Source organism: Thermus hydrothermalis, from assembly GCF_022760925.1.
Taxonomy (GTDB): domain Bacteria; phylum Deinococcota; class Deinococci; order Deinococcales; family Thermaceae; genus Thermus; species Thermus hydrothermalis.
Genome location: NZ_JAKTNT010000004.1, coordinates 51,834 through 77,540, shown reverse-complemented (window position 1 = coordinate 77,540; position 25,707 = coordinate 51,834). Strand labels below are relative to the sequence as shown.

Sequence of the window (25,707 nt, the reverse complement as noted above, 5' to 3'; positions counted from 1 at the left end):
GATTATAAGGCGCACTCCGGGCAACGGCCATAGACCGTGACCTCGTGGTCCTCGGCCTGGAAGCCGGGGGGGAGGTGGGTTAGGGCGAGCTCGCACCCCAAAAGCTCAAACACCCGGCCGCACCGCCGGCAGAAGAAGTGGTGGTGGTGCTCCAGGCCGGCGGGCTCGTACCGGGGGGGCTCGCCCGGCAGGGCCACGGGGGTGAGGAAGCCTTCCTCCACCAGGGCCTTGAGGTTGCGGTAGACGGTGGCGAGGCCCAGGGAGGGCACCTTCTTCCGGGCCAGGGCCAGGACCTCCTGGGGGGAGAGGGGCCTTTTCGCCTCCAAGAAGGCCTCCCGGATGGCCCGCCGTTGCTTGGTGGCCCGCTCCATGCCCCTTAGCATACAATCTGAGAAGCTCCTTTCATCTTCCCGGGCTAGAGTGGGGGCATGTGGCAAGGGCTTTTCCTTTTTCTCCTCCTTTCCGCTTGGGCCGCGGGGGAAGGAGGCTACCTTTTGGGGCAGATCCTGGCCCTGGACCCGGCGCGGGGCGTGGCCCAGGTGCGGGTGGCGGAAGGGGTCCAGGAGGCCCTCCTTCCCGCCGACGGGGGCGGCTTCCGGGTGGGGGAGCGGGTGGTCCTCTACCGCGAGGGGGGAAGGCTTTACGTCACCGAGCCCGACCGGTTTCCCCACCTTTTCCTTCTCCTCGGCCTCTTCGCCCTTTTTGCCCTCCTCCTCGGGCGGGGAAAGGGGTTTAGGGGGCTTTTGGGCACCTTCATGAGCCTTCTGGTGGTGGTCTACTTCGTGGTGCCCCGGGTGGCCTCGGGGGGAAACCCCCTTCTCTACGCCTTCTTGGGGAGCGTGGGCGTGCTCTTCCTCACCCTTTACCTGGTGCACGGGGTGAACCGCAAGACCACGGCGGCCCTCCTCGGGACCCTGCTCTCCGTGGCCTTCGTCCTCCTCTTAGCCCTTTTTTTCACCCGGGCCATGGGCTTCACGGGCCTCGCCTCCGAGGAGGCGCTTCTCCTCCGGCAGTGGGGTGGGGTGGACCTCGTGTCCCTGTACCTGGCGGGGGTGGTGGTGGGGGCCTTGGGGGCCCTCACGGACGTCACCGTCACCCAGGCGGCGGTGGTCCAGGCCCTAAGCCACGCCAATCCCCACCTGGGGCTTTGGGAGCTCTACCGCCGGGGGATGGAGGTGGGGTACGACCACATCGGGAGCCTGGTGAACACCCTGGTCCTGGCCTACGCCGCCGGTTCCTTGCCCCTTTTCCTCCTCCTCACCAAGGACCCCACCCCCTTGCGCTTCCTCCTCAACACCGAGCCCTTCGCCGCCGAGCTCGCCAGCATGGTCTTGGGCTCGTTGGGGCTTCTCCTCGCCGTGCCCCTCACCACCTGGGTGGCGGCCTTGGCCTTCCGCGGGGGGCGGGGCGGGCCGCCGGACCACGCCCACCCCCACTAGGGCATAATGGGGGCGATGCGCCTCCTTCACACGGCGGACTGGCATTTGGGAAAGCTATTAAAAGGTGTGGACCGCACCCCGGAGATCGGCGAAGCCCTGGAGGCGCTTCTTTCCATCGTCAAAAGCGAGGGGGTGGACCTGGTGGTGGTGGCGGGGGACCTCTTTGACCGGCCCCAGGTTTCCGCCGAGGCCGAGGCTTTGGCGGTGGAGTTTTTCCTAAGGCTTCGCGAGCTTGGGGTACCCGCCCTGGTCATCGCCGGGAACCACGACCCCAAGGAGCGCCTCGAGGCCCTCTCCCCCCTCCTCGCCCTGGCCGGGGCCACGGTGCGGGGCCGGCCCCTTTTTCGCGAGGAGGGCGGCGTGGTGGAGGTGAAGGGCGTAAGGGCGGCCCTCCTCCCCTTCGTTTCCGAAAGGGTGCTCATGAAAAGGCTTTGGCAGGAAGCGGAGGAGCGCCACCGCACCTACGCCGAGAACATGCGCCGCATCCTGGATAACCTGGCGAGCCCCCTCATGCTGGGGCACTTCGCCGTGGAGGGGGCGAGGCCCGGGGGAGGGGAGTTCGCCTTCCACCTCTCAGAGAGCTACGCCGTGCCCGTTTCCGCCCTGCCCACCGCCGCCCGGTACGTGGCCTTGGGCCACCTCCACCGCCAGCAGCAGGTTTCCGAGGCCCCCTTGGCCTGGTATTCGGGAAGCCTCATCCAACTGGACTTTGGCGAGGGGGAGGAGGCGGAGCGGGGAGCCCTTCTGGTGGAGCTTCCCCCTTCGGGCCCGGCCCAAATCCATCCCATCCGGGAGCGCTGGGGCAAGCCGTTAAGGACCTACCGCCTGGCCCCCGAGGCCTTGGATGGGCGGCTAGAGGAAATCAAGGGCTTCCCCGGCTACGTGCGGCTCGTCATAGAGGGGAGGCTTTCCCCGGCGGTGAAGGAGCGGCTTTTCCAGGCCATGCCCAACCTCCTCGCCGTGGAGACCGCCGGGGCCTTGTCCGAGGAGGTCCAGGGCCAGGGAGGGGCGGAGCTTGGCCTTCTGGAGGCGTACGCCCGCTACCTGGAGGAGAAGGGGCGCAAAGAGGAAGCCCTTGTGGGAGGCTTGAAGCAGGTCCTGATGGAGGTGGAGCTTGCGGCCCTTGCGCCTGGAGCTTGAGGGGTTCGGCCCCTACCGGGAACGCCAGGAGGTGGACTTCTCCGACGTGGAGCTTTTCGCCATCACCGGGCCCACGGGGAGCGGCAAGAGCACCCTTTTGGACGCCATCGCCTTCGCCCTCTATGGCCGCGTGCCCCGGGTGGGCCGGGAGGTGGCCAACCTGGTGCACCCCGCTTTGGGAGAGGCCCGGGTGCGCCTCACCTTCCAGGTGGGGGAGAGGGTGTACCGGGTGGAACGGGTGAGGGGCAAGAGGGGCGAAGGGCGGCTTTTTGAGCTGGGGGCCTGGGGCGAGCGCCTGGTGCCTTTGGAAACCCTGGACCGGCTCAACCAGGGGATTGCGGACCTCCTGGGCCTCTCCTACGAGGCCTTCACCCGCGCCCTCCTCCTGCCCCAGGGGGAGTTTGACCGCTTCATGAAGGGGGAGGCGAAGGAAAGGCGCCAGATCCTTTTTGACCTCTTTGAGCTCACCCGCTTAAGGAAGGCCCGGGAGAGGGCGTCCGAGCGGCGAAGCGCCCTCTTGGAGGAGAAGGGGCGCCTGGAGGGGGAGCTTGCCGGCTTGGAGGGGGCTACCCCGGAGGCCTTGGAGGCCTTGGAGGCCGAACTGGAAAGGGCCCAAGAGGAGGCTGCGGCGCTGGAGGGGGAAAAGGCCCGGCTCGAGGGGGAGGTCAAGAAGTGGGAGAAGCTAGTCCAGGACCTGGAGGAGCGCCAGGCCCTGGAGGCGAGGCGAGCCCGCCTGCAGGCGGAAGCCCCCGCCATGGAGGCCCTGCGGGAGCGCTTGGCCCGGGCGGAGGAGGCGGCGCGGGCCCTTCCCCTTTGGCAGGCGTATCGGGAAAAGGAGGCGGCCCTTAGGGGCACGGAGGCGAAGCTTGGGGAGTGGGAAAGGGAACTGGCCCGCTTGGAGGAAGAGCGGAAGCTCCTTGCCTTTGACCCCGAGGCCCTGAGAAAGGCCCGGGAGGCCCTCCTGGAGGCCCAGGGGTTGAGGGCCCAAGAGGCTCTTTGGCGGCGGGTGGGCGTTAGGGAGCACCCCAAGCCGCGCCTAGACCCCAAGGCCCTGGAGGCCCTTTTGGAAAAGGAGCCCCTTCTGGAAGAGGAGGTGCGCGCCCTCGAGGCCTGGGCCAGGGCCGAGCAGGCGCTTCGGGATGCAGAGGCGGCCTTGGATAGGCTCAAGGAGGAACTGAAGGCGGTGGAGGCCCAGGGCAAGGCCAAACGGGAGGAAGTTTCCGCCCTGGAGGAGGCCCTAAAGGGGGCGGAGGCCCACGCCCTAAGGGAGGAGCTTGTGGCCCTCCAAGGGGAACTAGGCCGCCTCCTTCAGGAGAAGGCCCGTTTGGAAGGGGAGCTTGCCAAGCTCAAGGAGGCGGAGAGGCGGCAGGGGCTATTGGCCTACCACGACCTTCTGGAGCCGGGAAAGCCCTGTCCCCTTTGTGGCGGCGTGGTCCACGCCCTGCCCCCAAGGCCTGAGGGTCTGGACCTTTCGGGAAGGCGAAACGCCTTGGAGAAGGCCTTAAACGAGGTCTTGCGGACGCTTGGAAGCCTAGAGCGGGATGTTTCCGAAAAGGAGAAAGCCCTAAAGGCCCTAGGGGTGGAGCCCAAGCCCGGGGACCTCGAGGCCCTCAGGCAGGCCCATCTAGAAGCGCAAAGGGACCTGGAGGACCTGCGGGGCCGCTACCAGGAACTTAGAGGAGAGCTAAAGTCCAAGGAGACGGCGGTGAGGGAGCTAAGGCAAGAGGAATCCCGCCTCCGCCAAGGCCGGGAAGGGGAGGCGGAGGCCCTCCTCGCCGAGGCCCAGTCCGCCCTGGCTGCCCTTCGGGAGGAGAAGGCCGCCTTGGGGGCCGGGCTACACCGCCACCTCCAGGAGGCCACCCGGGGCCTGGGGGTGGAGGCCCACCTGCGGGCCCTCGCCGATGAGGTGAAGGCGCTAGAAGAAAAGGAGAAGAAGGACCGGGCGCTTTCCCAAAAGGTGGAGGAGACCCTCCGAACCCTTTCCGCCTTGCGGGCCAAGAAGGAGGAGCAAAGGAAAGCCCTCGCCGAGGCGGAGGCTTCCCTCCAAGGGCTTTTGCCCGAGGAAGAGGCGAAGCGGTTCCACCTTTCCCCTGAGGAGGAGGCGGCCTTGAGAAGCCGCCTTCAGGGCCACGAAAAGGAGCTCGCCGAGGTGGAGGCCCGTTGGCGCGCCCTGCCCCCTTTACCCGAGATCCCCTTGGAGGAGGCGAGGGCTCGCCTTGGGAAGGCCCAGGAGGCCCTCAACCGGACCCACGAGGGGCTTCGGGAGCTGGGGGAAAGGATGGCCGTTCTGCGGGACCGGGCGAAGACCCTGCGGGAAAATCTGCAAAAGCGCCGGGAGCTGGAGGGCCGGCTGGCGCAGGTGGTGCGGGAGGTGGACCTGTGGGACAAGCTCGCCCGCGACCTCCAGGACAACCAATTCCCCGCCTATCTCCTGGGCCTCAGGCAACAAAGCCTGGTGGAGCGGGCCGACGCCCTCCTCGTCACCCTTTCGGGCGGGCGGTACCGGCTCCTCGCCAAGGAGGACGAGTACGAGGTGTACGACCTCTGGACCGAGGCCCGCCGCCCGGTGAAGACCCTTTCCGGGGGGGAGAGCTTCCTCGCAAGCCTCTCCTTGGCCCTGGCCCTTTCCGAGGAGCTTTCCCGGGGCCGTTTGGGGGCGCTCTTTTTGGACGAGGGTTTCGGCACCCTGGACCCGGAGACCCTCGAGGTGGTGGCCGGGGTATTGGAAAGCCTTCCCACCCGGGGCAGGCTCGTGGGCGTGGTGACCCACGTGGAGGCCTTGGCGGAAAGGCTTCCCGCTAGGCTCCGCGTGCGCAAGCACCCCTCGGGTAGCCGGGTGGAGTGGGTCTAGGGGACGGATGTCCCTGGCCAAGGGCATACCCCTTTGGGTACCTTGAGGGTGCCCGGAAAGCCTTCCCCGAGGTTCGGGCAAGGAGGTGTCCCGTGAAAAAGGCCAAGGACATCATGTCCACCGAGGTGGTGATGATCCAAGGTTCGGCCACGGTGAAGGAGGCCATCAACCTCATGAAGGAAACGGGCCTCCGCGCCCTTATCGTGGACCGCCGGAACGAGGAGGACGCCTACGGCATCGTCACCGAGACGGACATCGTCTACAAGGTCATCGCCTACGGCAAGGACCCCTCCACGGTCCAGGTGCACGAGATCATGACCAAACCGGTGATTACGGTGAACCCCGACCTGGGGGTGGAGTACGTGGCCCGGCTTTTCGCCAACACCGGCATCCGCCGCGCCCCGGTGATCCAGGGCGAGGTCCTTGGGATCGTTTCCGTGAGCGACATCCTGCGCAAGGCGGTCTTTTAGGGAGAGGGGTCCTTAGGGGCGGCCTTGGGGCCGCCTTTTCTTGACTCGGTCCAAACCCTCTTTTAGACTGGGGGCGGAGGTGGAAATGAAGCGGCTTCTAGCCCTCCTTTGGCTTTTGGGTTTGGCCTTGGCCCAGGGGCTTGCCCTCTGGCAGGCGGTGGAGGTGCCGGGCGGGGTTTGCGCCGACGGCTCCCCCTACCGCTTTTACGTGAGCCCGGGGGACCCGAAGAAGGTGGTCTTGGACTTTCAAGGGGGCGGGGCCTGCTGGGACGCCGCCACCTGCGGCCCGGAAAGCCGCACCTACCGCAAGCGGGTGGACACGCAAGAGCTCGCCCTCGCCCAGGGCATCTATAACCGCCTGAGCGTGGCGAACCCCTTCTACGGCTGGACCCACGTCTTCGTCCCCTACTGCACCGGGGACCTCCACGTGGGCAGGGCCACGGTGGACTACGGGGGCTACCGGGTGCACCACCAGGGGGCGCGGAACGTGCAGGCGGTGCTGGAGTACCTTTTCAAGAACCACACCAACCCGGAGCGGGTCTTCGTGACCGGGTGTAGCGCCGGGGCCTACGGGGCGGTCTTCTGGGCGGACAAGGTGCTTGCCACCTATAAAAACGCCCAGGTGGCGGTCTGCGGGGACGCCGGGGTGGGGGTGCGCACGGAGGGCTTCCCGGGGTTCGCCCGCTGGAACCCCCGGTTGCCCGAGCTCCCCGGCCTCGCCCCGAACCCCGAGGTTGCGGAGATCTACCTGGCCTTGGCCCGGGCCTACCCGAAGGCGGTCATCGCCCAGTACACCGCCGTCCTGGACGGTACGCAGATCTTCTTCTACGCCCTCATGAAGGGCGAGGCCACCCCCTCCGAGGCCACCGCCCGGGAATGGGCCCTGAAAGCCCAGGAGGCGGTGCTCCGTCCGGCCCAGGCGGAGAACTACACCTTCTACCTGGCCCCGGGGGGCCAGCACTGCATCCTGCCGAGGCCCGAGCTCTACACCTTGAAGGTGGGGGAGGTGAGCTTCCTGGACTGGCTTAGGGGGTTGGCGGAGGGGAAGGCGTCCCCTCGGGTGCGGCCTTGAGGCCGAAGCCGGCGAACCAGTCCTTTAGCCCGGGGTAGAGCGCCAAAAGGAGGCGGTGGCCCTTCCTCCGGTCCAGGGGGGCCGCCGCCAAAAAGGTTTTGAGGAGCCGGTCGCCGTCTTCCCGGAGGAGCGCTTCCGCCTTTAGGGTGAACTGGGCCTGGAACCAAAGCGCCCCCGCCAACCCCCCCCGCCTTCTCTCGTAGGCGGAAAGGCTCGTTTTGGGGGGTGCCAGGCGGGCGAGGTAGCGGCACCAGGCGAGGAGGTTTTCCGCCAGGTGGGGCCAGGCCTCCTTCAGGGCCAGGAGGAAGAGGTAGTTGGCGAAGAACTCGTCCAGCCACCTGGCCCCGGTGCGGAGCCGCCAGGCCACCTGCACGGCGTGGGCGTACTCGTGCCCCAGGTTGAGGTCCAAGAAGGCGGGGATCTCCCCGGGCGGGGGGCCCAAGGGCAAGAGGGCTTCCCGCAGGCGGTGGAGGAGCCTTTCCGGGTAGGTCAAGGGCGCATAGAGGGCGAGCCCCTCCTTTCCCGCATGCTGGAAGGGGAGGCCATAGGGGTAGGGAACCCGGGCCCGCCAGTCCTTTTCCGAGAGGACGTAGAGGGTCACCTGGGGCAGGGGGGCGTAGCGGGCGTAGGTTTCCCCGAGGGCCAGGAGGTAGTCCCTGAGGGCCTTGGCCCGGAGCACCCCCCCTTCCGAGGCGAAGGCGGGGAGGAGGGGGTGGGGGAGGGCCCGCATCAGATCACTTCCCTAAAGCCGATGCGCGCCGCCTGGGCCCTGAGCTCCTCCTTCAGGGCCTGGTGCTCGGGCCGGGAGAGGTCCGGGTCGGCCTCGAGGATCCGCTTGGCCAGGGCCCGGGCCCGCTCAATGATCCCCGTGTCCTCCGCCAGGTCGCCGAGCTTGAGCTCGGGGTAGCCCGACTGCCGCGTGCCCCTAAGCTCCCCCGGGCCCCTTAGCTTCAGGTCCATCTCGGCGATGTAGAAGCCATCGGTGGACTCCTCCAAGACCCGAAGCCGCTTCAGGGTCTTCTGGCTCGCCTCCCCCGCCAGGAAGATGGCGTAGCCCGGTAATCCCCCCCGGCCTACTCGGCCCCTTAGCTGGTGGAGTTGCGCCAGGCCGAAGCGCTCGGCGTTCTCCACGATGATGAGGGTGGCCTTGGGGATGTCCACCCCCACCTCAATCACCGTGGTGGATACCAGGAGGTCAAAGGCCCCCTGGCGGAAGGCCTCCATCACCTCCTCCTTCTCCCGGGCGGGCATCTTGCCGTGGAGGAGGGCCATGCGCACCTCGGGGAGGAGGGCTTTGAGCTCCTCGTAGAGGGTTTTCGCCGCCTTCAGGTCCAGTTCCTCGTTCTCCTCAATGGCCGGGGCTACCACAAAGACCTGGTGGCCCTTTCGCACCTCCTCCCGGGCGAAGGCGTAGGCCTGGAGGCGGAGGCGGTGGGGGAGGACCTTGGTCTTTACCGGGGTGCGGCCCGGGGGCATCTCGTCCAGGACGCTCACCTCCAGGTCCCCGTAGAGGGTGAGGGCCAGGGAGCGGGGGATGGGGGTTGCGGACATGACCAGGACGTCGGGGGGCACCCGGGCCATCTTGAGGAGGGCCCGCCGTTGGAGGACGCCGAAGCGGTGCTCCTCGTCCACCACGGCGAGGCCAAGGTCCCGGAAGGCCACCCCCTCCTGGATGAGGGCGTGGGTGCCCACGGCCACCTGGGCCTCCCCCGCCGCCAGGCGCCCGATGGCCGCCTCCTTCTCCTTGGGGCTCATGGAGCCCAGAAGGAGCTCCACCCGCACCCCCAAGGGGAAGAGGTAGCGGGTGAGGTTTTGGAAGTGCTGCCGGGCCAGGATCTCCGTGGGGGCCATGAGGGCCCCTTGGGCCCCGTTTTGCGCCGCCAAAAAGAGGGCGAAGGCCGCCACCACCGTCTTCCCCGAGCCCACGTCCCCCTGGAGGAGGCGGGCCATCTGCCTCGGGCTTTGCATGTCCTCGGCGATCTCCCCCATGACCCTTTCTTGGGCCCGGGTGAGGGGGAAGGGGAGGGCCTTCTTGAAGGTTTCCACCCAGGCCTCCTCCACCCGGAAGCTCCGGCCCAGGACCATTCCCCCGGCGTCCAAAAGGGCCTTCAGTTCCAAAAGGAGGTACTCGTCAAACTTGAGCCGCAGGAGGGCCCGCTTAAGGGCCTCCTCGTCCTCGGGGAAGTGGATGTTTTTGAGGGCTTTGCTGTAGTCCTCTAGGCCCTCCGCCTCCCGGTAGGGCCCCAAAGGGTCTGGAAGGGGCAGGGCAAGTTCCAGGGCCCGGTGGACCGTGCGCCGGAGGAAGGCCTGGCTGATCCCCTCCTTGGCGGGGTAGATGGGGACGATGCGCCCGGTGGAGAGGGACTCGGTGCCCTCGTCCTCAAAGTGCTCCACGAAAAGCTGCACGCCTCCCCGCCGTTGCACACGGCCCGTGACGATCAGGGTGGTGCCTTCCTCTATTTGGGAGAGGACCCAGGGCTGATTGAACCAGACCAGGGTGAGGCGGAAGCCCCAGGCGTCCTGGGCCTTCACCTGCACCACCTGCATGCCCTTCTTGGGGGTCTTGATGAGCTCCTTGCTAAGCACCTTCACCTGCAAGGTGGCCTTCTTGCCGTCCTCCAGAAAGCGCACCCCGGGGAGGGTGCGGCGGTCCTCGTAGCGGCGGGGGTAGTACTGGAGGACGTCCCGCACCGCGTGGAGGCCGAGCTCGGAGAGCTTCTTGCGGCTTTGCGGGGGGGCGAGGCGGTGGGCGGGCTCCTCGAGGCCCAGGCGGGAAGGGGGAGGCGTGGGCTTCTCCTGGGAAAGGCCGTCCTGGAGAAGGCGGATGGCGGCTTCCAAGACCTCTTTCCGCGCTTCCGGGGTTTTGGCCCCGTAGCCCTGGAAGAGCCGCTGGACCTCGGGGAAGGGCCGGGCCAGGTTCGCTATCAGGCTCTCCAGGCCCCCCACCACCACCCGGTCCTGGGCCCCGTCCTTGAGCTCGCGAAGAAGGGGCCTGAGAAGCCTTTCCTTAAGTTCCCCTTCCCTCACGCTCCCCATGATACCCTTAGGCCTGTGAGCCGCGTGGAGCGACTGCCGAATGGCCTCCTCCTGGCCCTGGAGGAAAGGGACTACCCAGGGGTGGCCTTCCAACTTTTGGTCCCCGCCGGGGCGGTGAACGAGCCCGAGGGGCTTTTGGGGGCGAGCACCCTCCTGGAGGGGTGGCTTTGGAAAGGGGCAGGGGAGCTGGACGCCCGGGGCCTGGCGGAGGCGCTGGACGCCTTGGGGGTGCGGCGGAGTAGCGGGGCGGGGCTAGAGTACACCGCCTTCGCCGCCGCCTTCCTGCCCGAGGTGCTGGAGGAGGTCTTCCGCCTCTACGCCCTCCTCCTCACCCGCCCCCGCCTCCCCGAGGAGGGGTTTGAGGCGGTGCGGAGCGTGGCCCTTCAGGCCCTCCTTTCCCAGGAGGACCAACCGGCGCGGAAGCTCTTCTCCGAGCTTCGCCGCCACGTCTTCCTCTCCCCCCACGGGCGCGACCCCTTGGGGGAGGAGGAGAGCCTGAAGGGGGCGAGCCCCGAGGCGGTGCGGGAGGACTTCCGTAGGCGCTACACCCCCAAGGGGGCCATCCTGGCGGTGGCGGGGGGGGTTTCCTGGGAGAGGCTCTTGGCGGCCCTCGAGCCCCTTTTGGCCTGGGAGGGGGAGGAGGCCTTTTACCCTACCCCCAGGCTCTCCGAGCCCCACCGCTTCGCCCTGGACAGGCCCACGGCCCAGGTGCAGATCGGCTTGGCCTACCCCGACGTGGGGCCGGAAGACCCCAACTTCTACGCGGCGAGGCTCGCCCTGGAGGTCCTCTCGGGGGGCATGGCTAGCCGCCTCTTCACGGAGGTGCGGGAGAAGCGGGGCCTGGTCTACGCCGTCTCCGCCTTCCCCGCCGGGGTGAGGGGCCAGGGCCTCCTCATGGCCTACGCCGGGACCAGCAAGGAGAGGGCGGGGGAGACCCTGGCGGTGATGCTAAGGGAGATGGAGCGCCTACAGGAAGGCGTGGAGGAGGAGGAGCTCGCCCGGGCCAAGGTGGGCCTGAAGACCGCCTTGGTCCTGGCGGACGAGTCCATCCGGAGCCGGGCCGCCTCCATGGCCCGGGACCTCTTCTACCTGGGGCGGGTGCGCCCCCTGGCGGAGATTGAGGCGGCCATCGCTGGGACGGGCCTCGAGGCGGTGAACCGCTTCTTGCGGGAGCACCCCTACCGGAACCCTTGGGTGGGGCTCCTGGGGGAGGTGAGCCATGTTTCGTGAAGCGGAGCTAAAGAACGGCCTTAAGGTCATCGCCGAAGTCCTGCCCGAGGCCCGCAGCGTGGCCTTGGGCTACTTCGTGAGGACGGGGGCCCGGGACGAGCGGGAGGAGGAAAGCGGGGTCAGCCACTTCCTGGAGCACATGGTCTTCAAGGGGCCCGAGGGGATGGACGCCCTTTCCGTGAACCTGGCCTTTGACCGCCTGGGGGCCCAGTACAACGCCTTCACCTCGGAGGAGGCCACGGTCTACTACGGGGCGGTGTTGCCGGAGTTCGCCTTTGAGCTTCTTGCCCTCTTCTCCAAGCTCCTGCGGCCCGCCCTCCGCCAGGAGGACTTTGACACGGAGATGAAGGTCATCCTGGAGGAGATCGCCCGCTACCAGGACCGCCCCGGGTTCATGGCCTACGACTGGGCCCGGGCCCGCTTCTTCCAGGGCCACCCCTTGGGGAATAGCGTCTTGGGCACGGTGGAGAGCATCACCGCCCTCACCCGGGACCAGATGGCCGCCTACCACCAAAGGCGCTACCTTCCCAAGAACATGGTTCTGGCCGCCACGGGCAGGGTGGACTTTGCGAGGCTTCTGGAGGAGGCGGAGGCCCTCACGGCGGACTGGCCCCAAGGCGAGGCGGAAAGGACCTACCCTCCCCTTAGCCCGGCCTTGGGCGTGGAGGAGCGCCCCTACGAGAAGGCCCGGGCGCTTTACCTGGTGGGGCTATTCCCCGGGGTGGCCTACCAGGAGGAAAGCCGCTTTGCCGCCCAGGTCCTGGCCCATCTCTTGGGGGAGGAGGGCTCGGGGAGGCTGCACTTTGCCTTGGTGGACCGGGGCTTGGCGGAGGTGGCCTCCTTCGGCCACGAGGAGGCGGATAGGGCGGGCTTCTTCCACGCCTACGTGCAGGCGGACCCCGAGAACAAGGAAAGCGTCCTCGCGGCCCTAGAGGAGGAGCTTTCCCGTCTGCGGCGGGAAGGGGTGGGGGAGGAGGAGGTGGAAAGGACCAAGACCCCCTTGGCCACCGCCTTGGTCTTCGCCGGGGAGACCCCCATGGGCCGGCTCTTCCACCTGGGGATGGAGTACCTCTACACCGGCCGCTACCTCTCCCTGGGGGAGCTCAAGGAGCGGATTGGCCGGGTATCCGCTAGGGAGGTGAACGCCCTCTTGGAGGAGGGGCTCTTGGACCGGGGCCTCTACTATCTGGTCGTGCCCCATGGAGCCTAGGGCCTTAGGGGCGGCGCTTCTCACCATCCTCTTTTGGGCGAGCGCCTTCGCCGGCATCCGGGCCGGGCTTCAGGGCTTCGCCCCGGGGCACCTCGTGCTCCTCCGCTTCCTCGTGGCGGGGGGCGTGCTCCTCTTGTACGCCCGCCTCCGGGGCCTACGCCCGCCCAGGCGGGAGGACCTGCCCCGGCTTTTCCTCCTGGGTTTCCTGGGCATCACCCTTTACCACACCGCCTTGGTCTACGGGGAGCTCACGGTGAGCGCCGGGGCGGCGAGCCTCCTCATCGCCACCGGGCCGGTCTTCACCGCCATCCTCTCCTACTTCTTCCTGGGGGAAAGGCTCAGGCCCCTCGGGGTCTTGGGCTTGGGCCTAGCCCTTCTGGGCTCGGGCCTCATCGCCTTAGGGGAGGGGGGTGGGGTGGCCTTCAGCCCGGGGGCGTTCCTCATCCTGCTTTCCGCCCTGGCCACCTCCTTCTACTTCGTCCTGCAAAAGCCCCTCTTCGCCCGCTACCGGAGCGAGGAGATGACGGTCTACACCTTGGTCCTGGGCACCCTGCCCCTTTTGGCCTTCCTCCCGGGGTTGGGCGAGGCCCTAAGGGAAGCGCCCAGGCCGGCCCTTTGGGCCGCCTTGTACCTGGGGGTGTTTCCCGGGGCCTTGGCCTACCTCACCTGGACCTACGCCCTTTCCCGTACGCCGGCCTCGAGGCTCTCCTCCTTCCTCTACCTCTCCCCCCTCTTGGCCCTCCTCATCGCCTACCTCTGGCTTGGCGAGGTGCCTTCCCCCCTTTCCCTGGTGGGCGGGGGGCTTGCCCTTTTGGGCGTCCTCTTGGTGAACCTCCGGGGCGTAAAATAGCCCCCGAGAGGTGGCCTATGGAGGTGAAGACCATCGGCGTGGTGGGGGCGGGCCAGATGGGAAGCGGCATCGCCCAGGTGGCGGCCCAGGCGGGGTACGAGGTGGTGCTGGTGGACGTGGCGGAGGGCTTCTTGGAACGGGGCTTAGCCGCCATCCGCCGCTCCTTGGGGAAGTTTTTGGAAAAGGGGCGCCTCAGTCAGGAGGCCTACGAGGAGACCCTTGGCCGCATCCGGACAAGCCTTGCCCTCGAGGCCCTCGAGGAGGCCGACCTCATCGTGGAGGCCATCGTGGAGGACGAAGGGGAGAAGCGGCGGCTCTTTGAGCGCCTCTCCACCTTGGCCAAGCCCGAGGCCATCCTGGCCAGCAACACGAGCTCCATCCCCATCACCGCCTTGGCCCGCTATTCCGGGCGGCCCGAGCGGTTCATCGGCATGCACTTCTTCAACCCCGTGCCCCTCATGCAGCTCGTGGAGGTGATCCGGGGGGAGCTCACCGCCCCGGAAACCCGGGACGTGGTGGTGGCGGTGGCGAAGCGCATGGGGAAGACCCCCTTGGAGGTGCAGGACTACCCGGGCTTCATCTCCAACCGCCTCCTCATGCCCATGATCAACGAGGCCATAGAGGCCTTGCGGGAAGGGGTGGCCAGCAAGGAGGCCATTGACGGGATCATGCGCCTTGGGATGAACCACCCCATGGGGCCCCTGGAGCTTGCCGACTTCATCGGCCTGGACACCTGCCTGGCCATCATGGAAGTGCTCCATAAGGGCTTCGGAGACGACAAGTACCGCCCCTCGCCCCTCCTTCGCCGCATGGTGCAGGCGGGGCTTTTGGGGCGCAAGGCGGGCCGGGGCTTTTACACCTACGACGAGAAGGGCAACAAGGTGGGTTAGGGGGGCTGGAAGCCTTTCCACGTAGGGGGTAGACTGGGGGCATGGACCTACCCCGCGCCTACGGTTTGCTCCTCCACCCCACGAGCCTTCCGGGCCCTTGGGGCGTGGGGGTGTTGGGGGAAGAGGCCCGGGCCTTTCTCCGCTTCCTGAAGGGAGCCGGGGCCCGCTACTGGCAGGTTCTGCCCCTCGGCCCCACGGGCTATGGCGACTCCCCCTACCAGTCCTTTAGCGCCTTCGCCGGGAACCCTTACCTGGTGGACCTAAGGCCCCTGGCGGAGCGGGGCTTCCTCCGGCTGGAAGACCCCGGTTTCCCGGAGGGCAGGGTGGACTACGGGCTCCTTTATGCCTGGAAGTGGCCCGCCCTACGGGCGGCCTTCCAAGGCTTCCGCCAAAAGGCCTCCCCGGAGGAGCGGGAGGACTTCGCCCGCTTCCGGGAGGAGGAGGCCTGGTGGCTCCGGGACTACGCCCTCTTCATGGCCCTCAAAGCCCACCACGGCGGCCTACCTTGGAACGCCTGGCCCCTCCCCCTGAGAAGGCGGGAGGAGCGGGCGCTTAGGGAGGCGGAAGCTTCCTTGGCGGAGGAAATCGCCTTCCACGCCTTCACCCAGTGGCTCTTTTTCCGCCAGTGGGGCGCCCTCAAGGAGGAGGCCGAGGCCTTGGGCATCGCCTTCATCGGGGACATGCCCATCTTCGTGGCCGAGGACTCCGCCGAGGTCTGGGCCCACCCCGAGTGGTTCCACCTGGACGAGGCGGGGAAGCCCACGGTGGTGGCAGGGGTGCCCCCGGACTACTTCTCGGAAACCGGGCAGCGCTGGGGCAACCCCCTTTACCGCTGGGAGGTTTTGGAACGGGAGGGCTTCTCCTTCTGGATCGCCCGTTTGCGGAAGGCGTTGGAGCTTTTCCACCTGGTGCGCATAGACCACTTCCGGGGCTTTGAGGCTTATTGGGAAATCCCCGCCTCCTGCCCCACGGCGGTGGAGGGGCGCTGGGTCAAGGCCCCGGGGGAAAGGCTTTTCGCCCGCATCCGGGAGGTCTTCGGAAGGGTCCCCATCCTGGCGGAGGACCTGGGCTTCATCACCCCCGAGGTGGAGGCCTTGCGGGACCGCTTTGGTCTGCCCGGGATGAAGGTGTTGCAGTTCGCCTTTGACGACGGGATGGAAAACCCTTTCCTCCCCCACAACTACCCCGAGCACGGGCGGGTGGTGGTCTACACCGGCACCCACGACAACGACACCACCCTGGGGTGGTACCGCACCGCCACGCCCCACGAGCGGGACTTTATGGGGCGGTATCTGGCGGACTGGGGGATAACCTTTAGGGAGGAAACCGAGGTGCCCTGGGCCCTTATGCGCCTCGGGATGATGTCCCGGGCCCAGCTTGCCGTCTACCCCGTGCAGGACGTTTTGGCTTTGGGGTCCGAGGCGCGGATGAACTACCCGGGAAGGCCAAGCGGCAACTGGGCCTGGCGGCTCCGGCCGGGGGAGCTGGGCGAGGTGCACGGGGAGAGGCTTTTGGCCATGGCGGAGGCCACGGGCCGAACGTGAAGGGGGCCCCAAGCGGGGCCCCCCTGGGGCTTAGGCCCCTTAGCCCAGGGCCTTTTTCACGAGCTCCACAATCTCGTCAATGGTGTCCGCCACGGGGATGCCCGCCTCGGCGAAGGCCCTGAGCTTGGACTCCGGGGTGCCCACGTTCCCCATGATGATGGCCCCGGCGTGGCCCATGCGCTTCCCCTTGGGGGCGGAGCGGCCGCCGATAAAGCCCACCACGGGTTTTTTCATGTTCTCCTTCACCCAGGCCGCCGCCTCCTCCTCGTCCGAGCCCCCGATCTCGCCGATGAGGACCACGGCCTCGGTCTCGGGGTCCTCGTTGAAGAGGGGGAGAAGGTCCTTGAAGGTGGTGCCGATGACCGGGTCGCCGCCGATGCCCACGGTGGTGGTGGTGCCGATGCCCGCCTGGGATAGGGCGGCCGCCGCCTCGTAGGTGAGGGTGCCCGAGCGGCTGATGAGCCCCACCTTGCCCCGTTTGAACACGTGGCCCGGCATGATGCCGATCTTGGTTTCCTCGGCGCTGATGATGCCCGGGCAGTTCCCCCCGATGAGGCGGCTACCCAGGGCCTTGATCTCCGCCACCGCCTTCACCATGTCCAGGGTGGGGATGCCCTCCGTGATGAGGACGATGAGGGGGATGCCGGCGTGGGCCGCTTCCAAGGCGGCGTCCGCCGCCATGGGGGCAGGCACGAAGATGATGGAGGCGTCTATGGCGTGGTGGGCCACCGCCTCCTTCACGGTGTCGTAAACGGGTAGGCCGAAGACCTCGGTCCCCCCTTTCCCCGGGGTGACCCCGGCCACGATCTTGGTGCCGTAGTCCAGCATCTGCTTGGTGTGGAACTGCCCTTCCCGGCCGGTGATGCCTTTGACCAGGACCCGGGTTTCGCGGTTCACCAGGATCACGCCGCACCTCCCACCATGGCCACGATGGCCTTAGCCGCTTCTATGGACGTGGGGTACATGTAGATGGGCTTGCCTTCCAGAAGCCGCTTGGCCTCCTCCTCGGCGGTGCCCGCCACCCGCATGACCACCGGTTTGGTGAGAAGCCCTTCCTCCAGGGCCCGGATCACCCCCTTGGCCACCTCGTCCGCCCGGGTGATGCCGCCGAAGATGTTGATAAAGACCCCCTTCACATCGGGGTCTTTAAGGACCACCTTGAGGGCGTTGTAGACCACTTCGGCCTTGGCCCCGCCCCCGATGTCCAGGAAGTTGGCGGGCCTGCCCCCCACCCGGTTCACCAGGTCCAGGGTGTACATCACAAGCCCGGCCCCGTTTCCAATGATGCCGATGTTGCCGTTAAGCTTCACGTAGGCGAAGCCGTAGTTGCTGGCCTCCACTTCCAGGGGGTGTTCCGCCTCAATCTCCCTTAGCTCCGCCAAATCGGGGTGGCGGAAGAGAGCGTTATCGTCCAGGACGATCTTGGCGTCGGCGGCCACCACCTGGCCGTCCGTGGTCACCACCAGGGGGTTGATCTCGGCGATGGAGGCGTCCACCCCCTCGTAGGCGCGGTAGAGGGCCACCAGGACCTGGGCTAGCTTGTTGAGGTTGCCCTCGAGGCCCGCCCGCTTCACCATCTCCCGGGCCTCAAAGGGACGGAACCCCTTGTGGGGGTCAATCCAGAACTTGTGGATGGCCTCGGGGCGTTCCGCCGCCACCTCCTCAATGTCCACGCCCCCCTCCTTGGAGAGCATGAGGACCACCCGCTTCTGCGCCCGGTCCAGGATGAGGCCGGCGTAGTACTCCTTGGCGATGTCCACCGCCTCGGCCACCAGGACCTTTTTCACCGTGAGGCCCTTGATGTTCATGCCCAGGATGGCCTGGGCCTTCTCGTAGGCCTCCTGGGGGGTGTCGGCGAGCTTCACCCCGCCCGCCTTGCCTCTCCCGCCCACGTGCACCTGGGCCTTGATGACCACCCGCTTGCCGAACTCCTCGGCGATGCGCTTCGCCTCGTCTGGGGTGTAGGCCACCTTGCCGGGCGGCACCGGCACCCCGTAGCGGGCCAGGATTTCCTTGGCTTGATACTCGTGCAGGTTCAAGCTCCACCTCCTCGGCCGGCCAAGGCCGAGGGGCATTATACTCCTAGGCCTGGTGAGCGGGACGGGCGAAGAAAAGGCGGCCCACCTGGGTCTGGATGGCCTGGGTCACCACCACCTCAATCTCCTGCCCCCGGTAGCGGATCCCCCCGTCCACCACCACCATGGAGCCGTCCTCCAGGTAGCCCACCCCCTGGTGGGGCTCCTTCCCCTCCTTGAGGATCAGGAGCTTCAGGGTGTCCCCCACCTGGAGTTGGGGCCTTAGGGCCTGGGCCAGGGCCTGGACGGAAAGGGCTTTTACCCCGTAGATGCGGGCCATCTGCAAGAGGGCGAGGTCGTTGCTCACGAGGGCGGCCCCCAGGTCCCGGGCCAGGAAGAGGAGCTTCTCGTCCACGCTTTCCCCCTTGGGGGTTTCCTCTAGGACCTCGAGGGGGACGTGCTCCTTGAGCTTTTCCAGGGCCTCGAGGCCCCGCCTTCCCTTGGCCCGCTTGAGGGGGTCTTGGCTGTCGGCGAAGTGCTGCAGCTCTTTGAGCACGAAGTGGGGCACATAGAGGGGCCCTTCCAAAAACCCCGTGGCCGCCACCTCGGCGATGCGCCCGTCCACCAGAACGCTCGTGTCCAAGAGCTTGCCCCCCTTGGCCCTTTCCGGCCGGGGCAGGCGCAGGTAGTCCCGGTAGCCCAGGGCCAAGTAGGAAAAAAGCCCCACCAAAAAGAGGGCGAGGAGGAGGCTATGGTAAGGGGAGAAGCCCGGCACCTGGGAAAGCAGGGTGGTGAGGAGGACCGTGAGGAGAAGGCCTAAGGTGGCCCCCAGGGTCAGGGCCACGGGCACCTCGGGAGGGAGGTCCTTTAGGCGGCGCAGGGGCCTTTCCGCCAGGGCCTCCAGCCTCGGGACGAGGAGGACGCCGGCGAGAAAGCCCGCCAGGAAGAGGTAGAGCCGGTTGAGGGAAAGGAGCCCGGCGGAGCGGGGAAGGAGGCCCAACCCCTCCAGGACCACCGCCAGCTGGTAACCCAGGAAAGCAAAGAGAAGATACAAGAAGACTTGGCCGCTCATTCCAGGTACCTCTCCACGGCCTCCTTCAGGCCCCGGGTGTTCCCGGGGTGGAGGAAGCGGGAAAAGCCCGCCCGCTCCCCTTCCTTAAGCCGCCTCTCCAGGCCCACCACGTTCCGCACCTCGCCGAGAAGCCCCACCTCTCCCACCACCGCCAGGTCCTGGGGAAGGGGCTTACCCACCACCGCAGAATACACCGCCAGGGCCACGGCCAGATCCAGCCCGGGGTCCAGCACCCGAAGCCCCCCCGCCAGGTTCACGTAGACGTCCAGGTTGCCCAGGGGGAGGCCGAGCCGCCTCTCTAGCACGGCGAGGACCATGTCCACCCGCCTCCCGTCTAAGCCCTGCACCACCCGGCGGGGAGCGGGGAAGGGGGTCTTGGCCGCCAGGGCCTGGACCTCGAGGGCCAAGGCCCTTTCCCCAGCCAAGGCCAGGGCGATGGCGCTTCCCGGCACCCCAATGGGCCTTTCCAGGAGGAAGGCCTCGGAAGGGTTTTTCACCTCTAAAAGCCCCCCTTCCTCCATGCGGAAGACCCCAAGCTCCCCCACGGGGCCAAAGCGGTTCTTGGCGCTCCGGAGGACCCGGTACACCCCAGCGGTCTCCAGGTAAAGGGTGGCGTCCACGGCGTGCTCCACGCTCTTGGGCCCCGCCACCACCCCTTCCTTGGTCACGTGCCCCACCAGGACCACCGCCGTGCCCGTGGCCTTAGCGAAGCGCACAAACGCCCCCGTGGCCTCCCGTACCGCCACCAGGCTCCCGGGGCTTCCCCCCGCCTCAATGGTCTGGATGGAATCCACGAAAAGCGCCTCGGGCGGCGTGCGTTCCAAGAGGGCCAAAAGGGGCTCCAGGCGCGTTTCCTTTAGGAGGAGAAGGTCATCTAGGCCGAGCCGCCGGGCCCGGAGCTTGATCTGCGCCGGGGACTCCTCCCCGGCCACGTAGTACACCTCCCGGCCCATGCGCTTGGCCATCTCCAGGAGGAGGGTGCTCTTGCCCACCCCAGGCTCGCCTCCCAAGAGCACCACCTCCCCCGGGACGAACCCCCCGCCCAGCACCCGGTCCACCTCCGCAAGCCCCGAGGAAAAGCGCCGCTCCTCCCCTTCGTCCACCTGGGAAAGGGCAAGGAGGGAGGCCGCCTCCTTTGGGGCTTCCCGGCGGGTGGTGGGGGCCACCTCTTGGAAGCTTCCCCAAGCCCCGCACCCCGGGCACCGGCCCAGGGGCTTGGGCGTGCGGTAGCCGCACTCCACGCAGGCGTATGCGGTCTTGGCCATGGTCAAAAAGAGGGGAAAGGGCCCTAAAACCCTTTCCCCCACCTTGCGCTACCCATCTAGACCAAGAGCTCCTCGCCCTCCACCTCGTGGAAGGCCAGGCGGCCTTCCTCCACGGCCACGTAAAGCCGCCCCGTGGGCTTTTTCAGGAGGGCCAGGGAAAGGGGGTCTTCTATGCGCTCCCGGATCACCCCGCGGATGGCCCGGGCGCTTCCCGTCTTGGGGGCCTGTTCCACCACGAAGCGGGCCACTTCCGGAGCGAAGGCCACCTCTATGTCCCGGCTCTTCAGCTCCTTCTGGATATCCTCCAGCATGAGCCGGGCCACCTGCACCAACTCCTCCTCCGTGAGGGGACGGAAGCGGATCACCTCGTCCAGGCGGTCCAGGAACTCAGGGGTGAAGAGGGCCTTCAAGGGGGACTCGGTGTCCACCTCCTTGCTGGTGAAGCCGATGGCGGGGCCCACGTTGTAGCCGGTGTTGGAGGTCATGATGAGGATGACGCGGCGGAAGTCCACGGTGCGCCCCATGCCGTCCGTGAGGCGGCCTTCGTCCAGGACCTGGAGGAAGGTGTTGTAGATGTCGGGGTGGGCCTTTTCAATCTCGTCCAGGAGGACCACGCTAAAGGGTTGGCGGCGCACCGCTTCCGTGAGACGGCCCCCTTGCTCGTAGCCCACGTAGCCGGGCGGGGCCCCGATGAGCTTGGAGATGGAGTGGGGCTCCTGGAACTCGGACATGTCAAAGCGGATGAGGGCCCGTTCCGAGCCGAAGAGCACCTCAGCCAGCGCCTTGGCCAGTTGCGTCTTGCCCACGCCGCTTTGCCCCACAAAGAGGAAGCTCGCGGCTACCCGGGTCCTGCCCCCGAGGCCCACCCGGGCCCTCCTTAGGGCGTTCGCCAGGGCGCGGATGGCCTCCTCCTGGCCCACCACCCGCTTCCTTAGCTCCTCTTCCAGGCGCATGAGCTTTTCGTCGTCCTTGTCGTCCACGTAGACCCCGCCCCAGGAGTCCACCACCGCCTCGATGTCCTCCCGGGTCACCACGGGGGTGCCGTCCTCCTCCTCGGCCACGGGCAGGCCCAAGGAGGCATTGAGGCGCACGCGGCTTGCCGCCTCGTCAATGAGGTCAATGGCCTTGTCGGGGAAGTTGCGCCCGGGCAGGGAGCGGATGCCGATTTTGACCGAAAGCTCCAGGATCTCGTCCGGGATGATGACCCCGTGGTGGGCCTCGTAACGGGGGCGGAGGCCCTTGAGGATCTCCAGGGTTTCCTCCGGGGAGGGTTCCAGGACGATCACCGGTTGGAAGCGGCGCTCCAGGGCGGGGTCCTTTTCAATGTAGCGGTGGTACTCCCCGGTGGTGGTGGCCCCAATGACCTGGATCTCCCCCCGGGCCAGGGCCGGCTTCAGGATGTTGGCGGCGTCCAGGGTGCCCTCGGCCCCCCCGGCCCCGATGAGGGTGTGGAGCTCGTCAATGAAGGCGATGACCTTGGCGTTTTTGAGCTCCTCAATGATCTGGCGAAGCCTCTCCTCAAACTCGCCCCGGTACTTGGTGCCCGCCACCACCCCGGCCAGGTCAATGGCCACCACCCTGGCCCCCCGCAGGATGGGGGGAACCCGGCCCTCCACGATGGCCTGGGCCAGGCCTTCCACGATGGCGGTCTTGCCCACCCCCGGGTCCCCGATGAGGACGGGGTTATTCTTGGTGCGCCTCGCCAGGATCTGGATGACCCGGTTGATCTCCTCCTGCCGGCCGATCACGGGGTCCAGCTTCCCTTCCCGGGCCTCCTTGGTGAGGTCGCGGCCGTACTCGTCCAGGAAGGGGGTGTTCACGGGCTTTTCCCGCTCCCGCCCCTCAGCCATGGACAGGACCCGCCAGCGGATGGCGTCCACGTCCTTGGCGAAGTGGGAGAGGATGCGGTAGGCGATCCCGTCCCCCTCGCGGATGATGCCCAGGAGGATGTGCTCGGTGCCGATCACCGAGGCGCCCATGTTGCGGGCCTCGGCGCTCGCCAGCTCCATGACCCGCCTCGCCCTGGGGGTGATGGCGGGGGGCTCGCCCGTGCGGCTCCCCTCACCCCGGCCCACCAGCTCCTCCACCATGCGGCGCATGGCCTCGAGGCTCGCCCCGTACTCCTGGAGGATGCGGGCCGCGGTGCCCCCCTCGCGCATCAGGCCCAGGAGGAGGTGCTCTGGGCCGATCATGGAGTGGCCTAAGCGGCTCCCCTCCTCCCTTGCGTAGTGAAAGACCAGCCTGGCGCGGTCGTCGTACCTGTTCATGCTCCCCTCTACCTCACATTCTAGCCTAAGCCCTGCCCCTTCGTGGGTTTGCGCCCCCGCTCACCTTGGCCTTAAGATGCCCTTTAACCGGGGCTTGGCCCCTTGGGGAGGAGAGATGCCAGCGAGCACCCTTGACGAACTGGTGGCGCTTTGCAAACGGCGTGGGTTTATCTTTCAGGGCTCGGAGATCTACGGGGGCCTTCAGGGCACCTACGATTACGGGCCCTTAGGGGTGGAGCTCAAGAACAACCTGAAGCAGGCCTGGTGGCGCAGGAACGTCTACGAGCGGGACGATATTGAGGGGCTGGACGCCAGCATCCTCACCCACCGCCTGGTCCTCCACTACTCCGGCCACGAGGCCACCTTCGCCGACCCCATGGTGGACAACCGCATCACCAAGAAGCGCTACCGCCTGGACCACCTCCTGAAAGACCAGCCCGAGGCGGTGCTTTCCCGCCTTTACCGGGCCATGGAGGTGGAGGAAGGCCACCTCCACGCCCTGGTGCAGGCCATGATGGCCTCCCCGGAGCGGGCCGGGGGGGCCATGACCGCCGCCGGGGTCTTGGACCCGGCCACGGGGGAGCCCGGGGACTGGACCCCACCCCGGTACTTCAACATGATGTTCAAGACCTACGTGGGGCCGGTGGAGGAGGAGGCGGCCTTGGCCTACCTGCGCCCGGAGACCGCCCAGGGCATCTTCATCAACTTCAAGAACGTCCTGGACGCCACAAGCCGCAAGCTTCCCTTTGGCATCGCCCAGATCGGCAAGGCCTTCCGCAACGAGATTACCCCCAGGAACTTCATCTTCCGGGTGCGGGAGTTTGAGCAGATGGAGATTGAGTACTTCGTGCGCCCGGGGGAGGACGAGTACTGGCACCGCTACTGGGTGGAGGAACGCCTCAAGTGGTGGCAGGAGATGGGCCTAAGCCGGGAAAACCTGGTGCCCTACGAGCAACCCCAGGAGGAGCTCGCCCACTACGCCAAGGCCACGGTGGACATTCTCTACCGCTTTCCCCACGGCCTGGAGGAGCTAGAGGGCATCGCCAACCGCACGGACTTTGACCTGGGAAGCCACACCAAGGACCAGGAGGAGCTCGGGATCACCGCCAAGGTGCTCAGGAACGAGCACTCCACCGCCCGCCTGGCCTACCGGGACCCGGACACGGGGAAGTGGTTCGTCCCCTACGTGATAGAGCCCTCCGCCGGGGTGGACCGGGGGGTCTTGGCCCTTTTGGCCGAGGCCTTCACCCGGGAGGAGCTGCCCAATGGGGAAGAGCGCATCGTCCTCAAGCTCAAGCCCCAGCTCGCCCCCATCAAGGCGGCGGTCATTCCCCTCGCCAAAAACCGGCCCGAGATCACCCAGTACGCCAAAGCCCTTAAGGCCAAGCTCCAGGCCCTGGGCCTCGGGCGGATCCTCTACGAGGACACGGGCAACATCGGCAAGGCCTACCGCCGCCACGATGAGGTGGGGACCCCCTTCGCCATCACCGTGGACTACGATACCATCGGCCAGAGCAAGGACGGCACCACCCGGCTCAAGGACACGGTCACGGTGCGGGACCGGGACACCATGGAGCAGATTCGGCTCCACGTGGACGAGCTGGAGGGGTTTTTGCGGGAGAAGCTTAGGTGGTGATACCATGGGCGGCATGAGGGTAGCCGTGGTGGGGGCCACGGGGGCCGTGGGGCAGGAGATCCTGAAGGTCCTCGAGGCCCGCAACTTTCCCCTAAGCGACCTTAGGCTCTACGCCTCCCCCCGCTCCGCCGGGAAGCGCCTGGCCTTCAGGGGGGAGGAAATCCCCGTGGAGCCCTTGCCGGAAGGCCCCTTGCCCGCCGATATCGTCCTGGCGAGCGCCGGCGGGGCCCTTTCCAAGGCCCTCGCCCCCCTTTGGGTGGAGGGGGGTGCGGTGGTGGTGGACAACTCCAGCGCCTTCCGCTACGAGCCCTGGGTGCCCCTGGTGGTGCCCGAGGTGAACCGGGAGGCCATCTTCCGCCACCAGGGGATCATCGCCAACCCCAACTGCACCACCGCCATCCTGGCCATGGCCCTTTGGCCCCTGCACCGGGCCTTCCGGGCCAAGCGGGTTATCGTGGCCACCTACCAGGCGGCCTCGGGGGCGGGGGCGAAGGGGATGGAGGAGCTTCTAAGGGAAACCCACCGCTATCTCCACGGGGAGACGCCAGAGGCCCAGGTCTTCGCCCACCCCCTTCCCTTCAACGTCATCCCCCACATAGACACCTTCCAGGAAAACGGCTACACCCGGGAGGAGATGAAGGTGGTGTGGGAAACCCACAAGATCTTCGGGGACGAGTCCATCCGCATCAGCGCCACCGCCGTGCGGGTACCCACCCTTAGGGCGCACGCGGAGGCGGTGAGCGTGGAGTTCGCCGAGCCCGTCACCCCCGAGGCGGCGCGGGAGGTCCTGCGGCAGGCCCCCGGGGTGGAGGTGGTGGACGAGCCTTTGGCCAAGCGCTACCCCATGCCCCTCACCGCCAGCCACAAGTGGGACGTGGAGGTGGGGCGGATCCGCCAAAGCCTCGCCTTTGAGAACGGCCTGGACTTCTTCGTGGTGGGGGACCAGCTCCTGAAGGGGGCCGCCCTCAACGCCGTGCAGATCGCCGAGGAATGGCTTAAGGGCGCCTGAGCCAAAGCCAGACCTCCCGGTTTCCCTCCTTGCCCGGGAGGGGGCTTTCCTTTTCCCCGAGCACCCGGAAGCCCAAGGCTTCCGCCTTCTCCCGCACCCGGCGGAGGGCCTCTCGCCTTAGGGCCTCCTCCCGCACCACCCCCTTGTGGGCTCCAGGCCAGAGCTCAAACTGGGGCTTGACCAGGACCAAGGCGTCCCCCCCGGGCTTGAGAAGGTCCAAGACCTTGGGCAGGAGGAGGGTGGAGGAGATGAAGGACACGTCCATGACCAAGAAGTCCACGGGCTCGGGGAGGTGGAGGGTGCGGGCGTCCTGCTTCTCGAGGCTCACCACCCGGGGGTCCTGGCGCAAGGTGGGGTGGAGTTGCCCTTTCCCCACGTCCACGGCGTAGACCCGCCTCGCCCCCCTTTCCAAGAGCACCTGGGTGAAGCCTCCCGTGCTCGCCCCCAGGTCCGCCGCCACCTTGCCCGCCACCTCCAAGGGAAAGGCCTCCAGGGCCCCCAGGAGCTTGTAGGCACCCCGGCTCACGTAGCGGGCCTCTTCCAGGACCTCCACCCGGGCCCCTTCGGGCACAGGGAAGGCGGGCTTCGCCACCACCTTGCCCTCCACAAGAACCTTGCCCTGGGCGATGAGGGCTTTGGCCTTCTCCCGGCTTTCCGCAAGGCCCTTTTCCACCAGGTACCGGTCCAGGCGCACGGAAGGTATTATCTACC

The 25,707-nt window shown here is 67.5% G+C and carries 21 protein-coding genes; 12 read left to right on the top strand and 9 right to left on the bottom strand.

From position 1 onward, the window contains the following. Positions 1-2 precede the first annotated feature (2 nt). Positions 3-371: a zinc uptake transcriptional regulator gene (locus tag L0C60_RS03685; protein WP_071677968.1), complete on the bottom strand. Its 369-nt coding sequence runs from the start codon at positions 369-371 to the stop codon at positions 3-5. A gap of 57 nt (positions 372-428) precedes the next feature. Between L0C60_RS03685 and L0C60_RS03675 the strand changes: the two genes are divergently transcribed. The 5 genes from L0C60_RS03675 (at position 429) to L0C60_RS03655 (ending at position 6,972) form a co-directional block, all read left to right on the top strand. Continuing rightward, on the top strand, positions 429-1,439 hold the full coding sequence (locus L0C60_RS03675) for a YibE/F family protein (protein ID WP_234503523.1): 1,011 nt from the start codon (positions 429-431) through the stop codon (positions 1,437-1,439). 15 nt (positions 1,440-1,454) lie between these two features. Continuing rightward, a complete protein-coding gene (locus L0C60_RS03670) occupies positions 1,455-2,579 on the top strand; it encodes a metallophosphoesterase family protein (protein ID WP_243092529.1) in 1,125 nt (374 codons plus the stop codon). Then, positions 2,554-5,430: an AAA family ATPase gene (locus L0C60_RS03665; protein WP_234503527.1), complete on the top strand. Its 2,877-nt coding sequence runs from the start codon at positions 2,554-2,556 to the stop codon at positions 5,428-5,430. Before L0C60_RS03670 ends, L0C60_RS03665 begins: the two co-directional genes overlap by 26 nt. A gap of 92 nt (positions 5,431-5,522) precedes the next feature. Beyond that, positions 5,523-5,900, top strand: coding sequence for a CBS domain-containing protein (locus tag L0C60_RS03660; RefSeq protein WP_234503542.1), 378 nt, complete (start codon positions 5,523-5,525; stop codon positions 5,898-5,900). A gap of 85 nt (positions 5,901-5,985) precedes the next feature. Further along, a complete protein-coding gene (locus L0C60_RS03655) occupies positions 5,986-6,972 on the top strand; it encodes a pectin acetylesterase-family hydrolase (protein ID WP_234503545.1) in 987 nt (328 codons plus the stop codon). Here the strand turns inward: L0C60_RS03655 and L0C60_RS03650 are convergent. Together L0C60_RS03650 and recG are read right to left on the bottom strand one after the other, a co-directional pair. Continuing rightward, a complete protein-coding gene (locus tag L0C60_RS03650; RefSeq protein WP_234503548.1) occupies positions 6,926-7,702 on the bottom strand; it encodes a hypothetical protein in 777 nt (258 codons plus the stop codon). The genes L0C60_RS03655 and L0C60_RS03650 overlap by 47 nt on opposite strands. Next, positions 7,702-10,008 (bottom strand): ATP-dependent DNA helicase RecG, encoded by a 2,307-nt coding sequence (gene recG, locus L0C60_RS03645; protein WP_234503552.1) that lies wholly within the window; start codon positions 10,006-10,008, stop codon positions 7,702-7,704. Before recG ends, L0C60_RS03650 begins: the two co-directional genes overlap by 1 nt. Before the next feature lie 15 nt (positions 10,009-10,023). On the opposite strand from recG, the gene L0C60_RS03640 reads away from it, so the two are divergent. Genes L0C60_RS03640 through malQ form a run of 5 tightly spaced genes read left to right on the top strand, consistent with a single transcriptional unit; the run spans position 10,024 to position 15,732 of the window. Continuing rightward, positions 10,024-11,238 carry a M16 family metallopeptidase gene (locus L0C60_RS03640; protein WP_243092528.1) on the top strand — a complete coding sequence of 405 codons (1,215 nt, stop codon included), beginning with the start codon at positions 10,024-10,026 and terminating at the stop codon, positions 11,236-11,238. Next, complete coding sequence (locus tag L0C60_RS03635; protein WP_243092527.1) at positions 11,228-12,448, top strand: M16 family metallopeptidase; 1,221 nt, start codon at positions 11,228-11,230, stop codon at positions 12,446-12,448. The genes L0C60_RS03640 and L0C60_RS03635 overlap by 11 nt, the downstream gene beginning before the upstream one ends. Next, positions 12,438-13,298: a DMT family transporter gene (locus L0C60_RS03630; protein WP_234503557.1), complete on the top strand. Its 861-nt coding sequence runs from the start codon at positions 12,438-12,440 to the stop codon at positions 13,296-13,298. The genes L0C60_RS03635 and L0C60_RS03630 overlap by 11 nt, the downstream gene beginning before the upstream one ends. A 17-nt stretch (positions 13,299-13,315) precedes the next feature. Beyond that, positions 13,316-14,188 carry a 3-hydroxyacyl-CoA dehydrogenase family protein gene (locus tag L0C60_RS03625; RefSeq protein ID WP_234503559.1) on the top strand — a complete coding sequence of 291 codons (873 nt, stop codon included), beginning with the start codon at positions 13,316-13,318 and terminating at the stop codon, positions 14,186-14,188. 41 nt (positions 14,189-14,229) lie between these two features. Then, positions 14,230-15,732: a 4-alpha-glucanotransferase gene (gene malQ / locus L0C60_RS03620; RefSeq protein ID WP_234503562.1), complete on the top strand. Its 1,503-nt coding sequence runs from the start codon at positions 14,230-14,232 to the stop codon at positions 15,730-15,732. A gap of 39 nt (positions 15,733-15,771) precedes the next feature. On the opposite strand, the gene sucD is transcribed toward malQ, so the two are convergent. From sucD to L0C60_RS03595, 5 genes are read right to left on the bottom strand one after another with little or no spacing between them, the layout of a single operon-like run. After that, entirely contained in the window at positions 15,772-16,638 is an 867-nt protein-coding gene (sucD, locus tag L0C60_RS03615; RefSeq protein WP_243092526.1) for a succinate--CoA ligase subunit alpha, read from the bottom strand. Beyond that, on the bottom strand, positions 16,635-17,771 hold the full coding sequence (sucC, locus tag L0C60_RS03610) for an ADP-forming succinate--CoA ligase subunit beta (protein ID WP_418952981.1): 1,137 nt from the start codon (positions 17,769-17,771) through the stop codon (positions 16,635-16,637). The genes sucD and sucC overlap by 4 nt, the downstream gene beginning before the upstream one ends. A 43-nt stretch (positions 17,772-17,814) precedes the next feature. Further along, positions 17,815-18,819, bottom strand: a complete 1,005-nt coding sequence (locus L0C60_RS03605; RefSeq protein ID WP_243092525.1) for a PIN/TRAM domain-containing protein — start codon at positions 18,817-18,819, stop codon at positions 17,815-17,817. Next, entirely contained in the window at positions 18,816-20,084 is a 1,269-nt protein-coding gene (gene radA, locus L0C60_RS03600; protein WP_234503588.1) for a DNA repair protein RadA, read from the bottom strand. Before radA ends, L0C60_RS03605 begins: the two co-directional genes overlap by 4 nt. A gap of 56 nt (positions 20,085-20,140) precedes the next feature. After that, complete coding sequence (locus tag L0C60_RS03595; RefSeq protein WP_234503591.1) at positions 20,141-22,351, bottom strand: ATP-dependent Clp protease ATP-binding subunit; 2,211 nt, start codon at positions 22,349-22,351, stop codon at positions 20,141-20,143. A 115-nt stretch (positions 22,352-22,466) separates the two neighbouring features. Between L0C60_RS03595 and L0C60_RS03590 the strand changes: the two genes are divergently transcribed. Together L0C60_RS03590 and L0C60_RS03585 are read left to right on the top strand one after the other, a co-directional pair. Then, on the top strand, positions 22,467-23,987 hold the full coding sequence (locus L0C60_RS03590; protein ID WP_234503593.1) for a glycine--tRNA ligase: 1,521 nt from the start codon (positions 22,467-22,469) through the stop codon (positions 23,985-23,987). Positions 23,988-24,000: 13 nt separating this feature from the next. Beyond that, positions 24,001-24,996: an aspartate-semialdehyde dehydrogenase gene (locus tag L0C60_RS03585; RefSeq protein ID WP_234503596.1), complete on the top strand. Its 996-nt coding sequence runs from the start codon at positions 24,001-24,003 to the stop codon at positions 24,994-24,996. Here L0C60_RS03585 and L0C60_RS03580 read toward each other — a convergent pair. After that, positions 24,983-25,690, bottom strand: coding sequence for a TlyA family RNA methyltransferase (locus tag L0C60_RS03580; protein WP_234503599.1), 708 nt, complete (start codon positions 25,688-25,690; stop codon positions 24,983-24,985). The two genes, L0C60_RS03585 and L0C60_RS03580, sit on opposite strands and share 14 nt — an antisense overlap. Between the last annotated feature and the right edge of the window lie 17 nt (positions 25,691-25,707).

Coding starts and splice junctions, on each gene's coding strand:
- L0C60_RS03685 (WP_071677968.1), bottom strand. CDS start 371: ATGGAGCGGGCCACCAAGCAACGGCGGGCCATCCGGGAGGCCTTCTTG.
- L0C60_RS03675 (WP_234503523.1), top strand. CDS start 429: ATGTGGCAAGGGCTTTTCCTTTTTCTCCTCCTTTCCGCTTGGGCCGCG.
- L0C60_RS03670 (WP_243092529.1), top strand. CDS start 1,455: ATGCGCCTCCTTCACACGGCGGACTGGCATTTGGGAAAGCTATTAAAA.
- L0C60_RS03655 (WP_234503545.1), top strand. CDS start 5,986: ATGAAGCGGCTTCTAGCCCTCCTTTGGCTTTTGGGTTTGGCCTTGGCC.
- L0C60_RS03650 (WP_234503548.1), bottom strand. CDS start 7,702: ATGCGGGCCCTCCCCCACCCCCTCCTCCCCGCCTTCGCCTCGGAAGGG.
- recG (WP_234503552.1), bottom strand. CDS start 10,008: ATGGGGAGCGTGAGGGAAGGGGAACTTAAGGAAAGGCTTCTCAGGCCC.
- L0C60_RS03635 (WP_243092527.1), top strand. CDS start 11,228: ATGTTTCGTGAAGCGGAGCTAAAGAACGGCCTTAAGGTCATCGCCGAA.
- L0C60_RS03630 (WP_234503557.1), top strand. CDS start 12,438: ATGGAGCCTAGGGCCTTAGGGGCGGCGCTTCTCACCATCCTCTTTTGG.
- L0C60_RS03625 (WP_234503559.1), top strand. CDS start 13,316: ATGGAGGTGAAGACCATCGGCGTGGTGGGGGCGGGCCAGATGGGAAGC.
- malQ (WP_234503562.1), top strand. CDS start 14,230: ATGGACCTACCCCGCGCCTACGGTTTGCTCCTCCACCCCACGAGCCTT.
- L0C60_RS03605 (WP_243092525.1), bottom strand. CDS start 18,819: ATGAGCGGCCAAGTCTTCTTGTATCTTCTCTTTGCTTTCCTGGGTTAC.
- radA (WP_234503588.1), bottom strand. CDS start 20,084: ATGGCCAAGACCGCATACGCCTGCGTGGAGTGCGGCTACCGCACGCCC.
- L0C60_RS03595 (WP_234503591.1), bottom strand. CDS start 22,351: ATGAACAGGTACGACGACCGCGCCAGGCTGGTCTTTCACTACGCAAGG.
- L0C60_RS03590 (WP_234503593.1), top strand. CDS start 22,467: ATGCCAGCGAGCACCCTTGACGAACTGGTGGCGCTTTGCAAACGGCGT.
- L0C60_RS03585 (WP_234503596.1), top strand. CDS start 24,001: ATGAGGGTAGCCGTGGTGGGGGCCACGGGGGCCGTGGGGCAGGAGATC.